Annotated in this window: 14 protein-coding genes, 2 tRNA genes and 3 rRNA genes; 6 read left to right on the top strand and 13 right to left on the bottom strand. The window is 34.1% G+C overall.

What is annotated here, in order from left to right; translation table 11 throughout:
* Window positions 1–2 precede the first annotated feature (2 nt).
* The 13 genes from P8F83_RS18705 to dnaA form a co-directional block, all read right to left on the bottom strand.
* On the bottom strand, window positions 3–539 hold the full coding sequence (locus tag P8F83_RS18705; protein ID WP_326512229.1) for an HD domain-containing protein: 537 nt from the start codon (window positions 537–539) through the stop codon (window positions 3–5).
* A 68-nt stretch (window positions 540–607) separates the two neighbouring features.
* A tRNA-Ala gene (locus tag P8F83_RS18700) sits at window positions 608–683 on the bottom strand.
* 6 nt (window positions 684–689) lie between these two features.
* Window positions 690–766: transfer RNA gene (locus P8F83_RS18695), tRNA-Ile, on the bottom strand.
* A gap of 7 nt (window positions 767–773) precedes the next feature.
* Window positions 774–890: ribosomal RNA gene (rrf, locus tag P8F83_RS18690) — 5S ribosomal RNA — on the bottom strand.
* A gap of 193 nt (window positions 891–1,083) precedes the next feature.
* A 23S ribosomal RNA gene (locus P8F83_RS18685) occupies window positions 1,084–3,987 on the bottom strand.
* A gap of 212 nt (window positions 3,988–4,199) precedes the next feature.
* Window positions 4,200–5,720, bottom strand: a 16S ribosomal RNA gene (locus tag P8F83_RS18680).
* The 16S, 23S and 5S rRNA genes sit together here with 2 tRNA genes alongside, the layout of an rRNA operon.
* A gap of 675 nt (window positions 5,721–6,395) precedes the next feature.
* Entirely contained in the window at window positions 6,396–8,933 is a 2,538-nt protein-coding gene (gene gyrA / locus P8F83_RS18675) for a DNA gyrase subunit A (protein ID WP_073021307.1), read from the bottom strand.
* A gap of 21 nt (window positions 8,934–8,954) precedes the next feature.
* The gene (gyrB, locus tag P8F83_RS18670) at window positions 8,955–10,871 is read right to left on the bottom strand and encodes a DNA topoisomerase (ATP-hydrolyzing) subunit B (RefSeq protein WP_175550919.1); all 1,917 of its coding nucleotides are present in this window, start codon (window positions 10,869–10,871) and stop codon (window positions 8,955–8,957) included.
* Window positions 10,872–10,931: 60 nt separating this feature from the next.
* Window positions 10,932–11,192 carry an extracellular matrix regulator RemB gene (remB, locus tag P8F83_RS18665; protein ID WP_021803992.1) on the bottom strand — a complete coding sequence of 87 codons (261 nt, stop codon included), beginning with the start codon at window positions 11,190–11,192 and terminating at the stop codon, window positions 10,932–10,934.
* A 13-nt stretch (window positions 11,193–11,205) separates the two neighbouring features.
* Window positions 11,206–12,291 (bottom strand): DNA replication/repair protein RecF, encoded by a 1,086-nt coding sequence (recF, locus tag P8F83_RS18660; RefSeq protein WP_238907118.1) that lies wholly within the window; start codon window positions 12,289–12,291, stop codon window positions 11,206–11,208.
* Window positions 12,292–12,348: 57 nt separating this feature from the next.
* Entirely contained in the window at window positions 12,349–12,555 is a 207-nt protein-coding gene (gene yaaA, locus P8F83_RS18655) for a S4 domain-containing protein YaaA (protein ID WP_073021303.1), read from the bottom strand.
* A gap of 77 nt (window positions 12,556–12,632) precedes the next feature.
* Window positions 12,633–13,742 carry a DNA polymerase III subunit beta gene (dnaN, locus tag P8F83_RS18650; protein ID WP_073021301.1) on the bottom strand — a complete coding sequence of 370 codons (1,110 nt, stop codon included), beginning with the start codon at window positions 13,740–13,742 and terminating at the stop codon, window positions 12,633–12,635.
* Window positions 13,743–14,000: 258 nt separating this feature from the next.
* Entirely contained in the window at window positions 14,001–15,356 is a 1,356-nt protein-coding gene (dnaA, locus tag P8F83_RS18645) for a chromosomal replication initiator protein DnaA (protein ID WP_073021299.1), read from the bottom strand.
* 559 nt (window positions 15,357–15,915) lie between these two features.
* Here dnaA and rpmH point away from each other — a divergent pair.
* The 6 genes from rpmH (at window position 15,916) to mnmE (ending at window position 19,543) form a co-directional block, all read left to right on the top strand.
* Window positions 15,916–16,050 (top strand): 50S ribosomal protein L34, encoded by a 135-nt coding sequence (rpmH, locus tag P8F83_RS18640; RefSeq protein ID WP_021803997.1) that lies wholly within the window; start codon window positions 15,916–15,918, stop codon window positions 16,048–16,050.
* 56 nt (window positions 16,051–16,106) lie between these two features.
* Entirely contained in the window at window positions 16,107–16,493 is a 387-nt protein-coding gene (gene rnpA, locus P8F83_RS18635; protein ID WP_073021296.1) for a ribonuclease P protein component, read from the top strand.
* Window positions 16,453–16,665 carry a membrane protein insertion efficiency factor YidD gene (gene yidD / locus P8F83_RS18630; RefSeq protein WP_175550921.1) on the top strand — a complete coding sequence of 71 codons (213 nt, stop codon included), beginning with the start codon at window positions 16,453–16,455 and terminating at the stop codon, window positions 16,663–16,665. The genes rnpA and yidD overlap by 41 nt, the downstream gene beginning before the upstream one ends.
* A gap of 20 nt (window positions 16,666–16,685) precedes the next feature.
* The gene (gene yidC / locus P8F83_RS18625) at window positions 16,686–17,381 is read left to right on the top strand and encodes a membrane protein insertase YidC (protein WP_242950183.1); all 696 of its coding nucleotides are present in this window, start codon (window positions 16,686–16,688) and stop codon (window positions 17,379–17,381) included.
* Between the two features lie 39 nt (window positions 17,382–17,420).
* On the top strand, window positions 17,421–18,047 hold the full coding sequence (gene jag, locus P8F83_RS18620) for an RNA-binding cell elongation regulator Jag/EloR (protein WP_021804001.1): 627 nt from the start codon (window positions 17,421–17,423) through the stop codon (window positions 18,045–18,047).
* Between the two features lie 122 nt (window positions 18,048–18,169).
* Window positions 18,170–19,543, top strand: coding sequence for a tRNA uridine-5-carboxymethylaminomethyl(34) synthesis GTPase MnmE (gene mnmE / locus P8F83_RS18615; protein ID WP_286906108.1), 1,374 nt, complete (start codon window positions 18,170–18,172; stop codon window positions 19,541–19,543).

Raw genomic sequence — 19,543 nt, 5'->3', positions numbered from 1 at the left:
TTCTAATTTTTATTATCATAATATTGTACTATCTCTAGTAACTTATTAGAAGTATCTTTTTTTATGTGATGGTTCTCTACTATCTCTAAAAACTCATCATCATATTTTGAACTTTTCCTCAATATGTCTGATCCTATTTTAGGATGATTATAATATATATCTATACTTTTTATATTATCATATTTTTTTATTTTTCCTTTAGTTATTTTATCAAATATAACAATTATAGATTTTTCAATTACGTTAAGAGGTCTTTTGATTTTTCCTATATCATGAAGTAGTGCTAACTTTAATATTCTATCCTTATCAACATCCATATCTACAGAAACTTCGTCATTCACTTCTGGTATATTATTTAAATTCTCTATATGCTTTAGAATATCCTTTGATACTCTGACACAATGATGTTTATCCGTTTTCTTTAAAAGAGAGAATAGTTGTATCTCATCTTCATCTAAATACTTTTTTATGTACTTATCATCTAATGATTTATATAAAGATTCAACTGCCCATATAAATTGTTTTATTCTATATAGCATCTCTAAACAATCCTCCTTAACCTTTATATTACAAAAAAAGCTATGAACAATTGTTCATAGCTTTTCATTGGTGGAGATAAAGAGATTCGAACTCTTGACCCCCTGCGTGCAAGGCAGGTGCTCTCCCAGCTGAGCTATACCCCCAAAAAATGGTGGACCTTCAGGGACTCGAACCCCGGACCTACCGGTTATGAGCCGGTTGCTCTAACCAACTGAGCTAAAGATCCTCATGTAAACTGGCGACTTCCTACTCTCCCACACAGTCTCCCATGCAGTACCATCGGCGTAATAAAGCTTAACGATCCTGTTCGGAATGGGAAGGGGTGTTACCTTTATGCCATTATCACCAGATTTACTTGTCAGTTACATGTTACATTGATTATTATATAGTGCTGTCAAAGCTTTGTCAACACTTTTTCAAAGAAATTATTCTCTGAAAATTGCACATAAGTGAGAATCTAAATCTTTGATTTAGTCCTTCGAAGTTACTCATTAGCTTTAGCTAAGGAGTTTCCTTCTAATAATATATATTCCAGTTAACTTATTGGTCAAGCCCTCGATCTATTAGTATGAGTCAGCTAAATATGTTACCACACTTACACCCCTCACCTATCAACCTTGTGTTCTTCAAGGGATCTTACTAGATTACTCTATGGGAAATCTTATCTTGAGGTGGGCTTCACGCTTAGATGCCTTCAGCGTTTATCCCTTCCCGACTTAGCTACCCAGCTATGCTCCTGGCGGAACAACTGGTACACCAGAGGTCAGTCCATCCCGGTCCTCTCGTACTAAGGACAGCTCCTCTCAAATTTCCTACGCCCGCGACGGATAGGGACCGAACTGTCTCACGACGTTCTGAACCCAGCTCGCGTGCCGCTTTAATGGGCGAACAGCCCAACCCTTGGGACCTACTTCAGCCCCAGGATGCGACGAGCCGACATCGAGGTGCCAAACCTCCCCGTCGATGTGGACTCTTGGGGGAGATCAGCCTGTTATCCCCGAGGTAGCTTTTATCCGTTGAGCGATGGCCCTCCCACGAGGTACCACCGGATCACTAAGTCCGACTTTCGTCCCTGCTCCACTTGTAGGTGTCGCAGTCAGGCTCCCTTCTGCCTTTGCACTCTTCGAAGGATTTCCGACCCTTCTGAGGGAACCTTTGAGCGCCTCCGTTACTTTTTCGGAGGCGACCGCCCCAGTCAAACTGCCCATCTAACAATGTCCTGTCACCAGTTTCATGGTGTCCAGTTAGAATTCCAGTACTATCAGGGTGGTATCCCAAGGTTGACTCCACTAAAGCTGACGCCCTAGTTTCCCAGTCTCCCACCTATCCTGTACAGACAATACCGAAACTCAATGCTAAACTACAGTAAAGCTCTACGGGGTCTTTCCGTCCAATCGCGGGTAGCAAGCATCTTCACTTGCACTACAACTTCGCCGGATTTGCAGTTGAGACAGTGCCCAAATCATTACGCCATTCGTGCGGGTCGGAACTTACCCGACAAGGAATTTCGCTACCTTAGGACCGTTATAGTTACGGCCGCCGTTTACTGGGGCTTAAGTTCACACCTTCGCTTGCGCTAAGTGTTCCCCTTAACCTTCCAGCACCGGGCAGGCGTCAGCCCCTATACATCAGCTTTCGCTTTAGCAGAGACCTGTGTTTTTGCTAAACAGTTGCTTGGGCCTATTCTCTGCGACCTACTCTCGTAGGCACCCCTTCTCCCGAAGTTACGGGGTCAATTTGCCGAGTTCCTTAACTGCAATTCTTCCGCCGGCCTTAGGATTCTCTCCTCACCTACCTGTGTCGGTTTGCGGTACGGGCACTACTTTTCTCCCTAGACGCTTTTCTTGGCAGCGTGGAATCATGTACTTCATCCATAAATGGACTTCCCCATCACACCTCAGAATTGTTAAAACGGATTTTCCTGTCTTAACTCCCTAAGTGCTTAGACTAGCATCCAATAGCTAGCACACACTATCCTCCTGCGTCACGCCATCGGTAATAACGATGGTAGTGGTATAGGAATATCAACCTATTGTCCATCACCTACGCCTTTCGGCCTCGGCTTAGGTCCCGACTAACCCTCAGCGGACGAGCCTTCCTGAGGAAACCTTAGGTTTTCGGCCTGTGAGATTCTCACTCACATCTCGCTACTAATGCCAACATTCTCACTCGTAAACAGTCCACCGCTCCTTTCGGTACGACTTCTGCCCGTTTACGACGCTCCTCTACCGCTTACATTACTGTAAGCCCGTAGCTTCGGTGGTAAGTTTGAGCCCCGAACATCTTCGGCGCAGGATCTCTCGACTAGTGAGCTATTACGCACTCTTTTAATGAGTGGCTGCTTCTAAGCCAACATCCTAGTTGTCTTCGAAATCCCACATCCTTTTCCACTTAACTTACACTTTGGGACCTTAGCTGACGATCTGGGCTGTTTCCCTTTTGACTACGGATCTTATCATTCGCAGTCTGACTGCCGAACTAATAGTATATGGCATTCGGAGTTTGATAAGGTTCGGTAAGCGATATGCCCCCTAGCCCATTCAGTGCTCTACCTCCATTACTCATATTCGACGCTAGCCCTAAAGCTATTTCGAGGAGAACCAGCTATCTCCGAGTTCGATTGGAATTTCTCCGCTATCCACAGCTCATCCCATGGTTTTTCAACACCAACGTGGTTCGGTCCTCCACGAGATTTTACTCTCGCTTCAACCTGGCCATGGATAGGTCACCCGGTTTCGGGTCCACGACATGCAACTTTGTGCCCTATTAAGACTCGGTTTCCCTTCGGCTCCGTACCTTAAGTACTTAACCTCGCTACATATCGTGACTCGTTGGCTCGTTCTACAAAAAGCACGTCATCACACATATAAAGTGCTATGACCGGTTGTGGGCATACGGTTTCAGGTTCTATTTCACTCCCCTCCCGGGGTTCTTTTCACCTTTCCCTCACGGTACTTCTTCACTATCGGTCATCGGGTAGTATTTAGCCTTGGGAGGTGGTCCTCCCTGCTTCCCACAAGGTTTCACGTGTCTCGTGGTACTCTGGATCAGAACTTACTATTTCGCGTTTTCATCTACAGGACTATTACCTTATGCGGTGGAACTTTCCAGTTCTCTTCGATTAACGTAATTTAGCTTTTATGTTCTGTCCGCAACCCCAGAAATAAATTTCTGGTTTGGGCTCTTTCCCTTTCGCTCGCCGCTACTTAGGAAATCGATTTTTCTTTCTCTTCCTTCAGGTACTTAGATGTTTCAGTTCCCTGAGTTTACCCTCCATAAGCTATGTATTCACTTATGGATACATGGGGTTTCCCATGTGAGTTTCCTCATTCGGACATCTCTGGATCACAGGCTATTTGCGCCTACCCAGAGCTTTTCGCAGCTTATCGCGTCCTTCTTCGGCTCCCGATGCCAAGGCATTCACCATACGCCCTTTATATCTTGACCTATGTCATTCTATAAAAGAATTTGATTAATTAATTGCCAACTGGCTTTATTATATATTACTTTACTTACTTATGTGCAATTTTCAAAGAACATTGAACAACTTATGGTCGTTCAAAATTAAACAGAGGAAAACGTAAATCTTTGTCAATTATATTGACTGAATTTTATACTTAAATTCTACTAAGTTGTAGTTTTAAGTAATTTCTCCATAGAAAGGAGGTGATCCAGCCGCAGGTTCTCCTACGGCTACCTTGTTACGACTTCACCCCAATCGCTGACCCTACCTTCGGCCGCGCCCTCCTAAAAGGTTAGGCTACGGACTTCGGGTATTGCCAACTCTCATGGTGTGACGGGCGGTGTGTACAAGGCCCGGGAACGTATTCACCGCGACATTCTGATTCGCGATTACTAGCAACTCCAGCTTCATGCAGGCGAGTTTCAGCCTGCAATCCGAACTGAGACGAGTTTTATAAGTTTTGCTCCACCTCGCGGCTTTGCGTCTCTTTGTACTCGCCATTGTAGCACGTGTGTAGCCCTAGACATAAGGGGCATGATGATTTGACGTCATCCCCACCTTCCTCCGCGTTAACCACGGCAGTCTTGCTAGAGTGCTCAACTAAATGGTAGCAACTAACAATAAGGGTTGCGCTCGTTGCGGGACTTAACCCAACATCTCACGACACGAGCTGACGACAACCATGCACCACCTGTCTTCCTGTCCTCCCCGAAGGGAGAACTTCCTCGATTAAGAGTAATTCAGGAGATGTCAAGTCTAGGTAAGGTTCTTCGCGTTGCTTCGAATTAAACCACATGCTCCGCTGCTTGTGCGGGCCCCCGTCAATTCCTTTGAGTTTTAATCTTGCGACCGTACTCCCCAGGCGGGGTACTTATTGTGTTAACGGCGGCACAGGGGGAGTCGATACCCCCTACACCTAGTACCCATCGTTTACGGCGTGGACTACCAGGGTATCTAATCCTGTTTGCTCCCCACGCTTTCGAGCCTCAGCGTCAGTTATTGTCCAGAAAGTCGCCTTCGCCACTGGTGTTCTTCCTAATCTCTACGCATTTCACCGCTACACTAGGAATTCCACTTTCCTCTCCAACACTCTAGACACCCAGTTTGGAATGCAGCACCCAAGTTAAGCCCAGGTATTTCACATCCCACTTAAGTATCCGCCTACGCTCCCTTTACGCCCAGTAAATCCGGACAACGCTTGCCACCTACGTATTACCGCGGCTGCTGGCACGTAGTTAGCCGTGGCTTCCTCCTCAGGTACCGTCATTATCGTCCCTGAAGACAGAGCTTTACAACCCGAAGGCCTTCATCACTCACGCGGCGTTGCTGCATCAGGGTTTCCCCCATTGTGCAATATTCCCCACTGCTGCCTCCCGTAGGAGTCTGGGCCGTGTCTCAGTCCCAATGTGGCCGATCACCCTCTCAGGTCGGCTACGCATCGTCGCCTTGGTGAGCCGTTACCTCACCAACTAGCTAATGCGCCGCGGGCCCATCTGATAGCGGATTACTCCTTTGGTCATTTGAAGATGCCTTCATTTGACTTTATGCGGTATTAATCTCCCTTTCGGGAGGCTATCCCCCTCTATCAGGCAGGTTGCCCACGTGTTACTCACCCGTCCGCCGCTAGGAAATTACCGAAGCAATTTCCTCGCTCGACTTGCATGTGTTAAGCACGCCGCCAGCGTTCGTCCTGAGCCAGGATCAAACTCTCAATTTAAGTGTCACACTAATGTGCACAAATTTTAGTTTAATCTTACTCTAAGAATTACGTTGACTTTAAGTAGTTGTTCCAAACTTTACATTTGTTACAATTACTTACTCACAACTTTCGTTGTGTAAGTTTTATTCAAAACTTCTTAAGTTTCCTCTGTTTAATTTTCAAAGACCATTTTTTCTTTTTCGCTAATCTCTCTCAGCGACAAGTGTTATCTTATCATATACACTTTTCTCTGTCAACAAGTTTTTTCATTTCTTTTTAATCAATTTTTGTTGATTTATTTCTTATCTGAAATGTTTTGTTGTTCTTGCGACGTGTTTTATCTTACCACCTCTACAATACATAATATTTCTCTATATTCCTAGTAATATTAAATTATTCTTATTTATCTAATAATTCCTTTTAATTTCTTTGTTTTCTTATTATTGATACACTAGGACATGTTTCTATACTAAATTGCTATTTAAATTTAAATACACTATATTTTCTTCTATATTTATTATTTATATACTCCTTTGTTTAGCTTATTTTTTGTACTTTTTATAAATAAATATGTTTTATTTTTATTTATAATATTTGAATGTATTATATATTTTCCTATTTGATTTACTAATTTATAATAATAAAAAGCCACTACAATTTTATAATTTGTAATGACTTTTTATTATTTTTTGTTTATTTTTCTTCTTCTGATCTTTCTAATAGCTTCTCTATAGAAGTATCATCCTCAGTCTTTACTGTATCTATGCTTTCTACTACTACTTCCTGTAGAATTTCATTCTTTTCACTGCTATCTGCTGAAGATATTTTTGCAACTGCAACAACTTTTTCCTCTCCTAATGTTCTCATAAGAGTTACTCCCATTGCAGATCTACTAGTTATTGATATATCAGCTACATTAATTCTTATAGCTACTCCTGATGTGTTTATAAGCATCATTTCATCATCTTTTTTGCATACAGACGCTCCTACTAATTTACCAGTCTTCTCTGCAACTTTATAAGTTATAAGTCCTACTCCACCTCTATTTTGAGTTTTATACTCTGTTAAAGGTGTTCTTTTACCAAAACCATTTTCACTTATAACTAATAATTCTTCATCATCTGTTGCTATATCCATACAAACTGCAATGTCATTCTTTCTTAAGGATATTGCCTTTACCCCAGATGCTGTTCTACCCATTGGTCTTACATCTTTTTCACTGAATTTTATAGCATATCCATCTTGAGTAACAATAATTATCTTAGCATCTCCAAATGTTAACTTAACTTTAAGAAGTTCATCTTCATCTCTCAAATTAAGAGCTATTAATCCATTCTTTCTTAGATTCTTAAATTCACTTAAAGGTGTCTTTTTGACTATTCCATTTTTTGTAGCCATAAATAAGTATCCCTCTAAATTAGGATCCTTTATAGAAAGTACAGTTTCAACTCTTTCATCTTGTTCTATTGGAATTATATTAACAAGATTAGTTCCTTTTGCTGATCTTCCTGCATCAGGTATCTCATATGCTCTAACTTTATATACTCTACCTCTATTAGTAAAGAATAATACATCTGAGTGAGTTGATGTTACTACAACATGATCAACAAAATCATCCTCTTTAGTAGTCATTGCCTGTATGCCTTTTCCCCCTCTTTTTTGAGCAGAATAAGTATCAGCTGCAATTCTTTTTACATATCCACTATGAGTTAATGTAATAACTATATCCTCTTCTTGTATTAAGTCTTCTAGATCAATTTCATTTTCTTGTTTCTCTATTTGAGTTCTTCTTTCATCGCCATATCTACTCTTTATTTCTAAAAGTTCTTCTTTTATAACTTCTAGAAGTTTGACTTCTGATCCTAATATATCTTTTAATCTATTTATTAGTACCATAAGCTCGTTATATTCATCTTCTATTTTATCTCTTTCTAGTCCTGTTAATCTTGCAAGTCTCATATCTAGTATAGCTTGAGATTGTTTTTCACTTAATGCAAATCTTTCAATAAGAGTGTTTCTAGCTATTTCTGAGTTTTTAGATCCTCTTATAATGCTTATAACTTCATCAATATTATCTAATGCTATCTTTAATCCTTCTAAAATATGAGCTCTTTCTTCAGCTTTACTTAGTTCAAATTCTGTTCTTCTAGTTATTACTTGCTTTTGGAAGTTTATATAATGAACTAGTATTTCTTTTAAATTAAGTACCTTTGGTTCATTATCAACTAATGCCAACATTATTACTCCAAAAGTATCCTGCATTTTAGTATGTTTATATAATAAATTAAGAACTACACTAGGATTTGCATCTCTTTTTAGTTCAATTACTATTCTCATACCATCTCTATCTGACTCATCTCTTAAATCATATATTCCATTTATTTTTTTATCTTTAACTAAATCTGCTATATTTTCTATTAATTTAGCTTTATTTACTTGGTACGGTATTTCTGTAACAACTATTCTATGTCTTCCATTTTCCTCTTCTATATCAGCTTTTGCTCTAACTATAACTTTACCTTTTCCAGTTTCATAAGCTTCTCTTATTCCATTTTTGCCCATTATAGTTGCCGCTGTTGGAAAGTCTGGTCCTTTAATTTTAGACATTAAATCAAGAACCGTAACCTCTGAATTATCTATTAGCATTATTGTTCCATCTATAATTTCACCTAAATTATGTGGAGGTATATTAGTTGCCATTCCAACTGCAATACCAGATGACCCATTAACTAAAAGATTTGGAAATCTTGATGGTAGTACTACTGGCTCTTGCTCTTCTCCATCGAAATTATCTATAAAGTCTACGGTATTTTTATTGATGTCTCTTAATATTTCTGATGAAATTTTGTTCATTTTTGCTTCTGTATATCTCATTGCTGCTGCTGAGTCACCGTCTACAGAACCAAAATTTCCATGTCCATCAACTAACATATATCTCATAGAGAAATCTTGTGCCATTCTAACTAAAGCATCATATACAGATGAATCTCCATGTGGATGATACTTACCTAAAACTTCTCCAACTATTCTTGCGCATTTTCTGTATCCCTTATCTGGTCTTATCCCCAATTCATGCATAGAAAATAAAATTCTTCTATGCACTGGTTTTAATCCATCTCTAACATCAGGAAGTGCACGGCCTACAATTACACTCATAGCATAATCAATATAACACTTTTTCATTTCATTTCTTATGTCAACGGGTACTACTTTTCCCTCATTTAAACTCATAGGTTTCACCTCAATTTTTAACTATATATCTAGATTAACTACTTTTTTTGCATTATTAGTTATGAACTCTCTTCTAGGTTCTACTTTGTCTCCCATTAAAATAGTGAATATTTCATCTGCTGCCATTGCATCATCAACAGTAGCTTTTAATAAGGTTCTTTTATCAGGATCCATTGTAGTTTCCCAAAGTTGACTTGCATTCATTTCTCCAAGTCCCTTATATCTTTGTATGTTGGTATTATTATCTTTTCCGCCTATTTCTTTTAAGACTACTTCTAATTCAGCATCAGTATATGCATACCACTCTTTTTTATTTCTAGTAACTTTATATAGTGGTGGTTGCGCTATATATACATGCCCTCCGTCTATAAGCTCTCTCATATATCTATAGAAGAACGTCAATAATAGTGTTCTTATATGAGCTCCATCTACATCTGCATCTGTCATTATTATTATTCTGTTATACCTTATTTTTTCTACATCAAAATCGGTTCCTATTCCAGCACCAAACGCAGTAATCATACTTCTAATCGAATCAGCATTAAGAATTCTATCTAATCTTTGTTTCTCAACGTTTAATATTTTTCCTCTAAGTGGTAATATAGCTTGGAATCGTCTATTTCTACCTTGTTTAGCCGATCCCCCCGCAGAATCACCCTCAACTATATAAATTTCACATTCTAGAGGATCTTTAGATGAACAGTCTGCAAGTTTCCCTGGTAAAGAACTTCTTTCCAATACTGATTTTCTTGTTAATTCTCTAGCTTTCCTAGCAGCTTCTCTAGCTCTAGCTGCAACTAAAGCTTTATCTATTATTATTTTACCTATATTGGGATTTTCTTCTAAGAATAAAGAAACCGTTTCTCCTACTACTCCGTCTACTATTCCTCTAACCTCTGAATTTCCCAACTTAGTTTTTGTTTGACCTTCAAATTGTGGATCTGATATTTTTACTGATACAACCGCAGTTAGCCCTTCTCTAATATCATCTCCAGATAAATTTTTGTCAGCATCCTTTAAATGCCCGAATTTTTTTCCATAGTCGTTAACAGCTCTTGTTAATGCAGTTTTAAATCCTACTAGATGGGTTCCCCCCTCTATAGTATCTATGTTATTTGCAAAAGAAAATATGTTTTCATTATAACCATCGTGGTATTGAAGTGCTACTTCAACAGCTACACCATCTTTTAATCCTTCAACATATATAGGCTCCTTATGAAGAACTTCTTTGTTTCTATTTAAATAACTAACAAAAGATTTAATTCCACCTTCGTAGTAATATAATTCCTCATTTTCATCTCTTTCATCTACAAGTCTTATGTTTATTCCTTTATTTAAAAAAGCTAACTCTCTTAACCTTTTCGATAAAATTTCAAAATCAAAAACTGTTTCTTCAAAAATTTCTTCATCAGGCTTAAAATGAGTTTTAGTACCATGAGCTTCTGGTTCTGATTCTTCTAGTTTAATTAGTGGTGTTAATACATTACCTTTAGAATAGCTTTGTTTCCATATATATCCATCTCTTGTTACTATAACTTCGCAAGCTTCTGAGAGAGCATTAACAACTGATGCTCCTACCCCATGTAATCCACCGGATACTTTATATCCTCCACCGCCGAATTTTCCTCCAGCATGTAGCACTGTCATTATAACTTCAACAGTAGCTTTTCCTAGCTTATCATTTATCCCTACCGGCATGCCTCTACCATCATCTATTACAGTTATTGAATTATCTTCATGTATATAAACATCTATATTTTTACAATAACCTGCTAAGGCCTCATCTATACTATTATCAACTATTTCATAAACCAAATGATGAAGACCTCTAGAACTAGTGCTTCCTATATACATTCCTGGTCTTTTTCTTACTGCCTCAAGTCCTTCAAGAACTTGAATCTGGCTGTCGTCATATTTTTGCTTATTTTCCTCCAACATTAACTCCTCCTAAACTATAATTTTATTTTTTATCTATATTAAGTTAAACATTGGAACAACTTATGTATTGTAATCTATGTCTGTTCTTTTTGTTAAAGTAGATGAGGATATCGGCGAAAGATATATTTTACTTTTTTTATTAACTTCAGCAATAACAAAAGATTTTGGTTTTTCTTTTGATATTCTTTGTACGAATCCATCCTCCTCAGCTAGCCTTAAAAACTGACTAGTATCTGAACTATACATAGTATTTTGTAAATCAAATATTCCTATAACATCTTTTATAGGAACTACAACATTTTCTCCCAAGTGTAAAAACACAAATATTCCTCCTTTAAACTTTAACGCTACCATCCTTAACGTTAAAAACTTTTGCACTTTCTTTTATATATTTAGATATATCTTCTATTCCTGTACAGGTTATTAAGGTTTGTATTCCGTGAATAGAATTTAAAATATATGCTTTTCTAGTAAAATCTAATTCTGATAATACATCATCTAAAAGAAGTACAGGATATTCTTTCGTGATATCTTTTATGATGTTCAACGAAGCGAATTTTATGGTTAAAACTGCCGTTCTTTGTTGTCCCTGCGATCCATAACTCTTAGCATCAATATTATTTATAAGTATTATAAAATCATCTCTATGTGGTCCAATACTAGTAATTCTTCTTTCGATATCCTTCGGTCTGTTTTTTAAAAGCCCTTCTTTCATGGATATTTTTATATTTCCTAAATCTTTCACACTAGAGACATATTTAAATTCAATATCTTCTTTTCCAGAAGTAATGTCTTTATGAATTGCTTTCCCATGATTATTCAAGTTATTTATATAATTAATACGGTCTTTTATTATTTGTTCTGCAAAATTTGATAATTGTTCATCATAAACATCTAGAATGAATTCATCTATTTTTCTATTTTTTAAAACTAAATTTCTTTCATTTAAAACCTTATTATATTGAACCAGATTATAATAATACCTATTACTTAGTTGGCACAACTCCATATCTATAAATCTTCGTCTTATCCCTGGAGATTCTTTAACTATTTTTAAGTCTTCTGGAGAAAACATAACTACATTGAAAACTCCAATTAGTTCCCCTATTTTAGTTATTTTTATAGAATTAACCCGAATAGATTTTTTTCCATCTTTCAAAATATTAATATCTATTTTTTTATCCAGTCTATCCTTACTTACACTCACACTAACATAAGCATTATTTTCATTCCAATTAACAAGTTCCCTATCTTTTGAATTTCTATGAGATCTTGCAAAACCACAATAATAAATTGATTCTAGTATATTAGTTTTTCCTTGAGCATTATTTCCTATAAACACATTTACAGCTGGACCAAGTTCTATATCCAGCTTCCTATAATTCCTATAATTTAATAACATTAATTTTTTTATATACATAAAAACACCCAACTTAATTATAACACATAATATCTTTTGTGGCTTTACATGAAAATTTTAAACAATTTTAAAACTTTCATTCTCTATAGAAATTATATCTCCACTTCTTAATTTTCTTCCTCTTTGGGTACATACTTCTCCATTAACTAAAACTTCACCATCTTGAATTATCATTTTAGCCTCAGATCCTAATGAAACTGCTCCTACCCATTTTAGAAATGAATCTAACTTTATAAATTCTGTATTTATACTAATTTCATTCATACATAACTCCTAATTACAGATGCATAATTATTAATTTTAGTATATTTATGCATCTGTAAATTTGCTCCTCCCTTAAATTATCTAGCTAATCTTACAGGTAAAACTAGATATTTACTATCTTCTATATTTTTATTTCTAATAACACAAGGACTTACACTAGATGTTAACTCCAAAATAACTTCCTCTTCATCCATGACTTTTAGCACATCTAATAAATATCTAGAGTTAAATGCAATTTGCATTTCATCTCCTTGCAAATTCACCGAAACCTCTTCTCTTACTTTTCCCAATTGAGAATTGGATGTTATGATTAAAGTGTCTTCTTTTAATTCAAATTTTATAAGATTAGTGTTTCCTTCCTTTGCCATAAGTGAAGCTCTTTCTATTCCATTTTGAAGTTCTTGTTTATTTGCAGTTACCAATCCTTTATATTCTTGAGGAAGTAAAGAGCTGTATTTTATAAATTCTCCCTCTAATAATCTTGATATAACTTTAGTTTCACCTAAATTAAATAATATGTGATTAGTAGTAAATGTTATATCTACGTCTTTATCTGTATCTTCTAATATTTTTGCAACTTCATTTAATGTTTTTCCTGGAATAACAGAACTTATTGTATTTTCTGAGTCTATGATTTCTTTTCTTATAGCTAATCTATAGCCATCTAATGCAACTAAATTTAAATATGAATTGTTTACTTCAAAAAGAATTCCTTGAAGTATAGGTCTTGCTTCATCTTGAGCTATAGCAAAAGATGTACCTTTAATCATATTTTTTAATAAGTTTTGAGGAATTGAAAATATTTTAGTTTCGTTTATGTTTGGTAAAGATGGAAATTCATCGCTGTTCATATAAAGTAAATTAAAGACAGATTTTTTACAAGTTATTTGTATAGTATTATCTTCGCCAATTTGTAGTTGTTCTATTACAATTTTGTCATTTGGTAGTTTTCTTATAATTTCTCCAAATAATTTAGCATCTACAACTATTGTTCCTTTTTGTAGTACTTCAGCATTTATTTTTGTTTCTATTGATATATCTATGTCAGATCCAATTAATGTTAATCCTTCTGAATCTGCCTTTATATAAATACCTTCTAGAATAGGCATAGTAGATTTTCCAGTTATAGCTTTTTGCGCTATTGATATAGCTTCTTGTAATTTTGTTTTTTCACATATGAATTTCAATATAAAACCTCCCTAATTATTCACAGCAAAATCGCTCTAAATATAGATAAAATTAATAATAAAATATAGTAACAATAGTAGTAGGGGCTGTGGATTTGTTCATAAGTACCTCTAGGCCTTATAAATACAAAAAAGTTAACAAAAAAATACTGTGGATAAGTTGAGCGTATTTACTATAAACTATCCACATTATTAAAAGCAAAATGTTAATTAAAATTTTATCAACAGAATATTAACTTTAGTTATGTACAATGTTAATTATTTTTGAGTAAGCTTCTTTGTTAAATCATTTATTGTATTTTGTGTGGATTCATCATTTTTTAAACCGCCTGATATTTTCTCATATGCATGAATAACGGTAGTGTGATCTCTTCCACCAAATTCTTCTCCTATTTTAGGCAAAGATAAATCTGTAAGTTTTCTACTTAAATACATAGCTATTTGTCTTGGGTACGCTATATTTCTAGTTCTTCTTTGAGATTTTAAGTCCTCTACTCTTAAGTTATAATATGATGAAACAACATCTTGTATTGTTTCAATGGTTATATTTTTGCTTTGTTTATTTGATATGATATCTTTTAAGGCCTCTGTAGCTAGATCTACTGTAATATCTCTACCGGTAAGAGATGAATACGCAACTATTCTAATAAGGGCGCCTTCTAACTCTCTTATGTTAGATTTTATTTTTGTAGCTATATATACCATTACTTCGTTAGCAACATTTAAATTTTCTACATCTGCTTTCTTCTTTAATATCGCCATTCTAGTTTCAAAATCAGGTGCTTGAATATCAGCGATAAGCCCCCATTCGAATCTACTTCTTAATCTGTCTTCTAAAGTAGGGATTTCTTTAGGTGGTCTATCAGATGATAGAATTATTTGTTTACTGGCTTCATGAAGAGCGTTAAATGTATGGAAAAATTCCTCTTGAGTTCGCTCTTTACCAGCTATAAATTGAATATCATCAATAAGAAGCACATCTATATTTCTATATTTATTTCGAAATTCTTCATTTTTATCATCTTTAATTGCATTAATAAGTTCATTAGTAAATTTTTCAGATGATACATAAACAACTTTAGATTTTGAGTTATTTTGAAGAATATAGTGTCCTATAGCATGCATTAAGTGAGTTTTTCCTAGACCAACTCCCCCATATATAAATAAAGGATTATAAGCCTTAGCAGGTGATTCAGCAACAGCAAGTGATGCGGCATGGGCAAATCTGTTGGAATTACCTATAACGAACGAGTCAAAAGTATATTTAGGATTTAAGGTTGCTAGCATTAAATCATTTACTACAACAGCACTGTTTTTTTTATTATGTCTCAACGTAGTATCTTCTGAATGTAATTCACTAGTATCGGATTCAATTAAAAACTCTATATTATATTTCTTAGATGAAATAAGTTTTATTGCGTTAGCTACCAAATCCTTGTATCGTTGTTCCAATATGTCCTTAGTAAATTCGTTAGGAACGCCTAGTTTTATGCTATCAGAAGATATAGATAAAGGTTCGCAACTTTTTATCCAAGTATTAAAACTAACTTCAGACATTTCACTTTTTATTATGTTTAATGTTTTTTCCCATAGTTGATTTAGTTGGGTATCCATCGTATATCCTCCAGTTACCTAATTATAAAAATTTCAAAAAAAGTATGTATAAATAAAAAAATCTATAAATATAAACAACTTACTAACAGAAAATATGTACACATCCTATAATGATTGACTATGTATAAAAAAATATTCACATGTTAATAAATTTGTTGATATGTTTTAAAGTGTATATAAAAAGTTATGTTATCAACAATTGTGGAAAAAATAAAATCAACACTATAAACAATGAATAATATCTTGAAATAAGATAAAAATATATAAGGTGATGATGAGAACTGCCAAAAGTTGAACAAGTTATACACATAAATATCCACAGCTGTGGATAAGTTTGGTGTGAAATTAATTTATTCACAACATATTATTAATAATAACATAAATAAACAAAGGGGTTCAATAATTTATCCACAATTTTTATCTTTGTTAAGTATTTTATTAACATATTAAGTTTTCTTGACATGACTATTAAGGAAATATATAATTAAAAGGTAAAACTCAAAATGAGCAATAATATAGTTTTACTATATAAAATATAATTTGAAGGGGGTGTAGCTACATGTTCATGACATACCAACCTAAAAAGAAACAAAGAAAAAGAGAACATGGATTTAGAAAGAGAATGAGCACTTTATCTGGAAGAAACGTGCTTAAGAGAAGAAGACTAAAAGGAAGAAAAAGATTAACAGCATAAGGGCCGCTTTTGTGGCCTTTTTCTGCAAATGCAGAAATAAAAGGGAGACTTGATAAATGAGTATACAAAAACTAAGAAAAAATCTTGAGTTTAGAAATGTATATAGAAGAGGAAAGTCTTTTTCTAATGATACTTTAGTTTTATATATATTTTATAATAGAAGAAATAGAGATAATAATGATAAATTTAATAGGATTGGGATATCAGTAAGCAAAAAAGTTGGAAAGAGTGTAGTTAGGAGTAGAGTTAAAAGGTTAATTAGCGAGTGTTATAGATTAAATTGTAATAACTTGAAAGAAGGACACGATTTAGTTTTTATTGCTAGAAATGCTATTAAAGATAAGAGCTATTGGGATATAGAAAAAGCTATGCTTAATTTATTTAAAAGGTCAGGGATGATATATAATGAAAAGGATTTTAATAATTCTGATAAAGTTTTATAAAAGGTTCATTTCTCCTATGATGAGGTCCAATTGTATATACATACCAACTTGCTCTCAATATGCAATTGATGCAATTGAAAAATATGGAGCTATAAAAGGAAGTTTTATGGCTATAAAAAGAATTTTAAGATGTCATCCTTTCCACAAGGGTGGTTATGATCCAGTTAAGTAAATTACTAGGAGGTATTTATTTTGTTTAATGGTATAGCTGAATTTTTATATACGGTTGTAGAAAAGTTACAAGGTTTTATTTCAAATATAGGAATAACAGATATAGGTGTATCTTATGTTTTATCAGTATTACTTCTTACATTAATAATAAGATTGTTGATATTACCACTAAATATAAAGTCTATGAAGTCAACAGCTAAGATGCAAGAGATTCAACCTGAATTAAAAAAGATACAAACTAAGTATAAAAATAATCCTGAAAAATTACAACAAGAAACAGTAAAGTTGTATAAAGAAAATAATGTTAGTATGACGGGTGGATGTCTTCCAATGATAATTCAGATGCCGATATTATTTGCTTTATACGGTGCATTTATGAAAATTACTGCAGTAGAAGGACAGTCATTTTTATGGATAGCAGATTTATCTAAAAAAGATCCGTCTTTTATATTACCAGTTTTAGCAGCGGCTTTAACATACTTATCAACGGTGTATTCTACAAAAGCAAATTCTGCATCTGCAGCTCAGGCGCCAGGAACTCCAAATATGGGTTCTATGAATATAGCTATGTCTGTTATGATAGGAGTATCAGCGATTAATTTTAGATCATTACTAGTTTTATATTGGATAATGGGTAGCGTAATACAAATAATCCAAACATATGTTATAGTTACTTTACCTAAGAAAAGAAAAGCAAAGCAAGCTCAAATTTCATAGATATTTATTTTATATAACTGCAGGGTAGGTGAATTTAATATGAAGTTAATAGAAGTTAATGGAAGAACTGTAGATGAGGCAGTAGATTCTGCCTTAAAGGAACTGAATGTTACTAAAGATAAAGTTGAAATTGAAATCCTAGATGAAGGAAATAAAGGATTCTTAAACATTTTTGGTGCAAAACCTGCCAGAATAAAAGTTAAAGTTAAAAGAGATTATATAGTTGAAGCAAAAAGTTTTTTGAGAAATGTTTTAAATTCTATGGAAATTAAGGCTGAAATAAGAATGAAGGAAGAAGATGATACTCTAAATATTAATCTAATTGGTCCTAATATGGGATTAATTATTGGTTATAGGGGGGAAACCTTAGATTCTTTGCAATATCTTATTTCTCTTGTAGTTAATAAAGGGCATGAAAATCCTTATAAAAGGGTAGTACTAGATACTGAAAACTATAGAGCTAAGAGAGAAGAAACTCTTAAACGATTAGCTGGAAAAACTGCATTTAAAGTACGAAAATTTAAAAAGGCTATTAAATTAGAACCTATGAATCCTTACGAAAGAAGGATAATACATGCGGCATTACAAAATGATAAATCCGTATACACTTACAGTGAGGGAGAAGAGCCTTTCAGAAAAATAGTTATTGATTTTAAAAGAGATTAGAAAGCCTGTTTGGGCTTTCTTTTATATATTCAATAAATTTTGACTAAGATAAATCTATTATGTAAAATATTTTGTAGTAGGGATATATTAGGTATAAATTTTTTAAGGAGGCCTAGTTAATAATGAAAGAGTTTGATACTATAGCTGCCATTGCTACTCCAGTTGGAGAAGGGGGCATATCTATAATAAGAATTTCTGGAAGTAATTCATTGGATATTGTTGATAAAATATTCAAGGCTAAAAATAATAAAAGTATTTTAGATATGAAATCTTATACTATGAGATACGGATATATAGTAAATGATGGAGATATTATAGATGAAGTAATAGTAAGCTTTATGAAAGGTCCTAAGAGTTTTACTTCAGAAGATATAGTTGAGATAAATTGTCATGGTGGAGTTGTTTCAACAAATAAAGTTTTAGATTCGGTTATAAGATTTGGTGCTAGACTTGCAGAACCAGGTGAGTTTACTAAAAGGGCATTTTTAAATGGAAGAATAGACTTAAGTCAAGCAGAGGCTGTTATTGATATAATAAGAGCAAAAACAGACTTGTCTATGAAATCTGCTTTAGCTCAAAGTCAGGGATTACTTTCCCAGGAAATAAATAAATTAAAAGAACATCTTCTTAATGCTTTGGCGTTAATAGAGTATGATGTTGATTTTACGGAAGATGAAGAAGAACCAGATGAGACTATTCCAATAAGAGTAGAAGAAAATTTGGTAGAGTCTATAGACAAAATTAATAAACTAATTGTAAATGCTGAGGAAGGTAAAATATTAAGGGAAGGTTTAAACATGGTTATAATAGGAAAACCTAATGTTGGAAAATCTTCTTTGCTTAACTATTTACTTCAAGAAAAAAGGGCTATAGTAACTGATATTCCTGGAACAACTCGAGATGTAATAGAAGAATATATAAATTTAGATGGAATTCCAGTTAAAATTGTTGATACCGCTGGTATTAGAGAAACAGAAGACATTGTAGAGAAAATAGGTGTTGAAAAATCTAAAGAAAAAATAGATGAGGCAGATTTAGTGGTATTAATGCTGGATATTAGTAGGGATTTTGAAGAACAAGATAGAGAGATAGTTAACTATATTAAAGATAAAAAACATATAGTACTTTTAAATAAGGTGGATTTAGATTATAAGATAAATAGAGATAGTCTTATAGATTTAGAAAATATCTTGGAAGTCTCTATTAGAAATGATGAAGGCATAGAATCTTTTAAAAATAAGATTAAAGAGTTATTTTTTGGTGGAAAATTACAAAGTGAAAGTATTATTATATCCAATACAAGGCATAAAGAAGCTCTATATAGAGCAAAAGAAAATTGTGAATTAGCTTTAATGAGTGTAAGGAAAAATGAGTTTTTGGATTTAATATCTATATATGTAACCTCTGGATTAAAGGCTCTTGGTGAGATTACTGGTTCAGAGATTGAAGAAGATTTAGTGAATAAGATCTTCTCAGAATTCTGTGTAGGAAAGTAG

The organism is Clostridium intestinale (assembly GCF_035905475.1).
GTDB classification, from domain to species: Bacteria; Bacillota; Clostridia; order Clostridiales; family Clostridiaceae; genus Clostridium_T; species Clostridium_T intestinale.
Note: the sequence above shows the minus strand (reverse complement) of the source record. Positions and strands in the feature narration are given on the sequence as shown.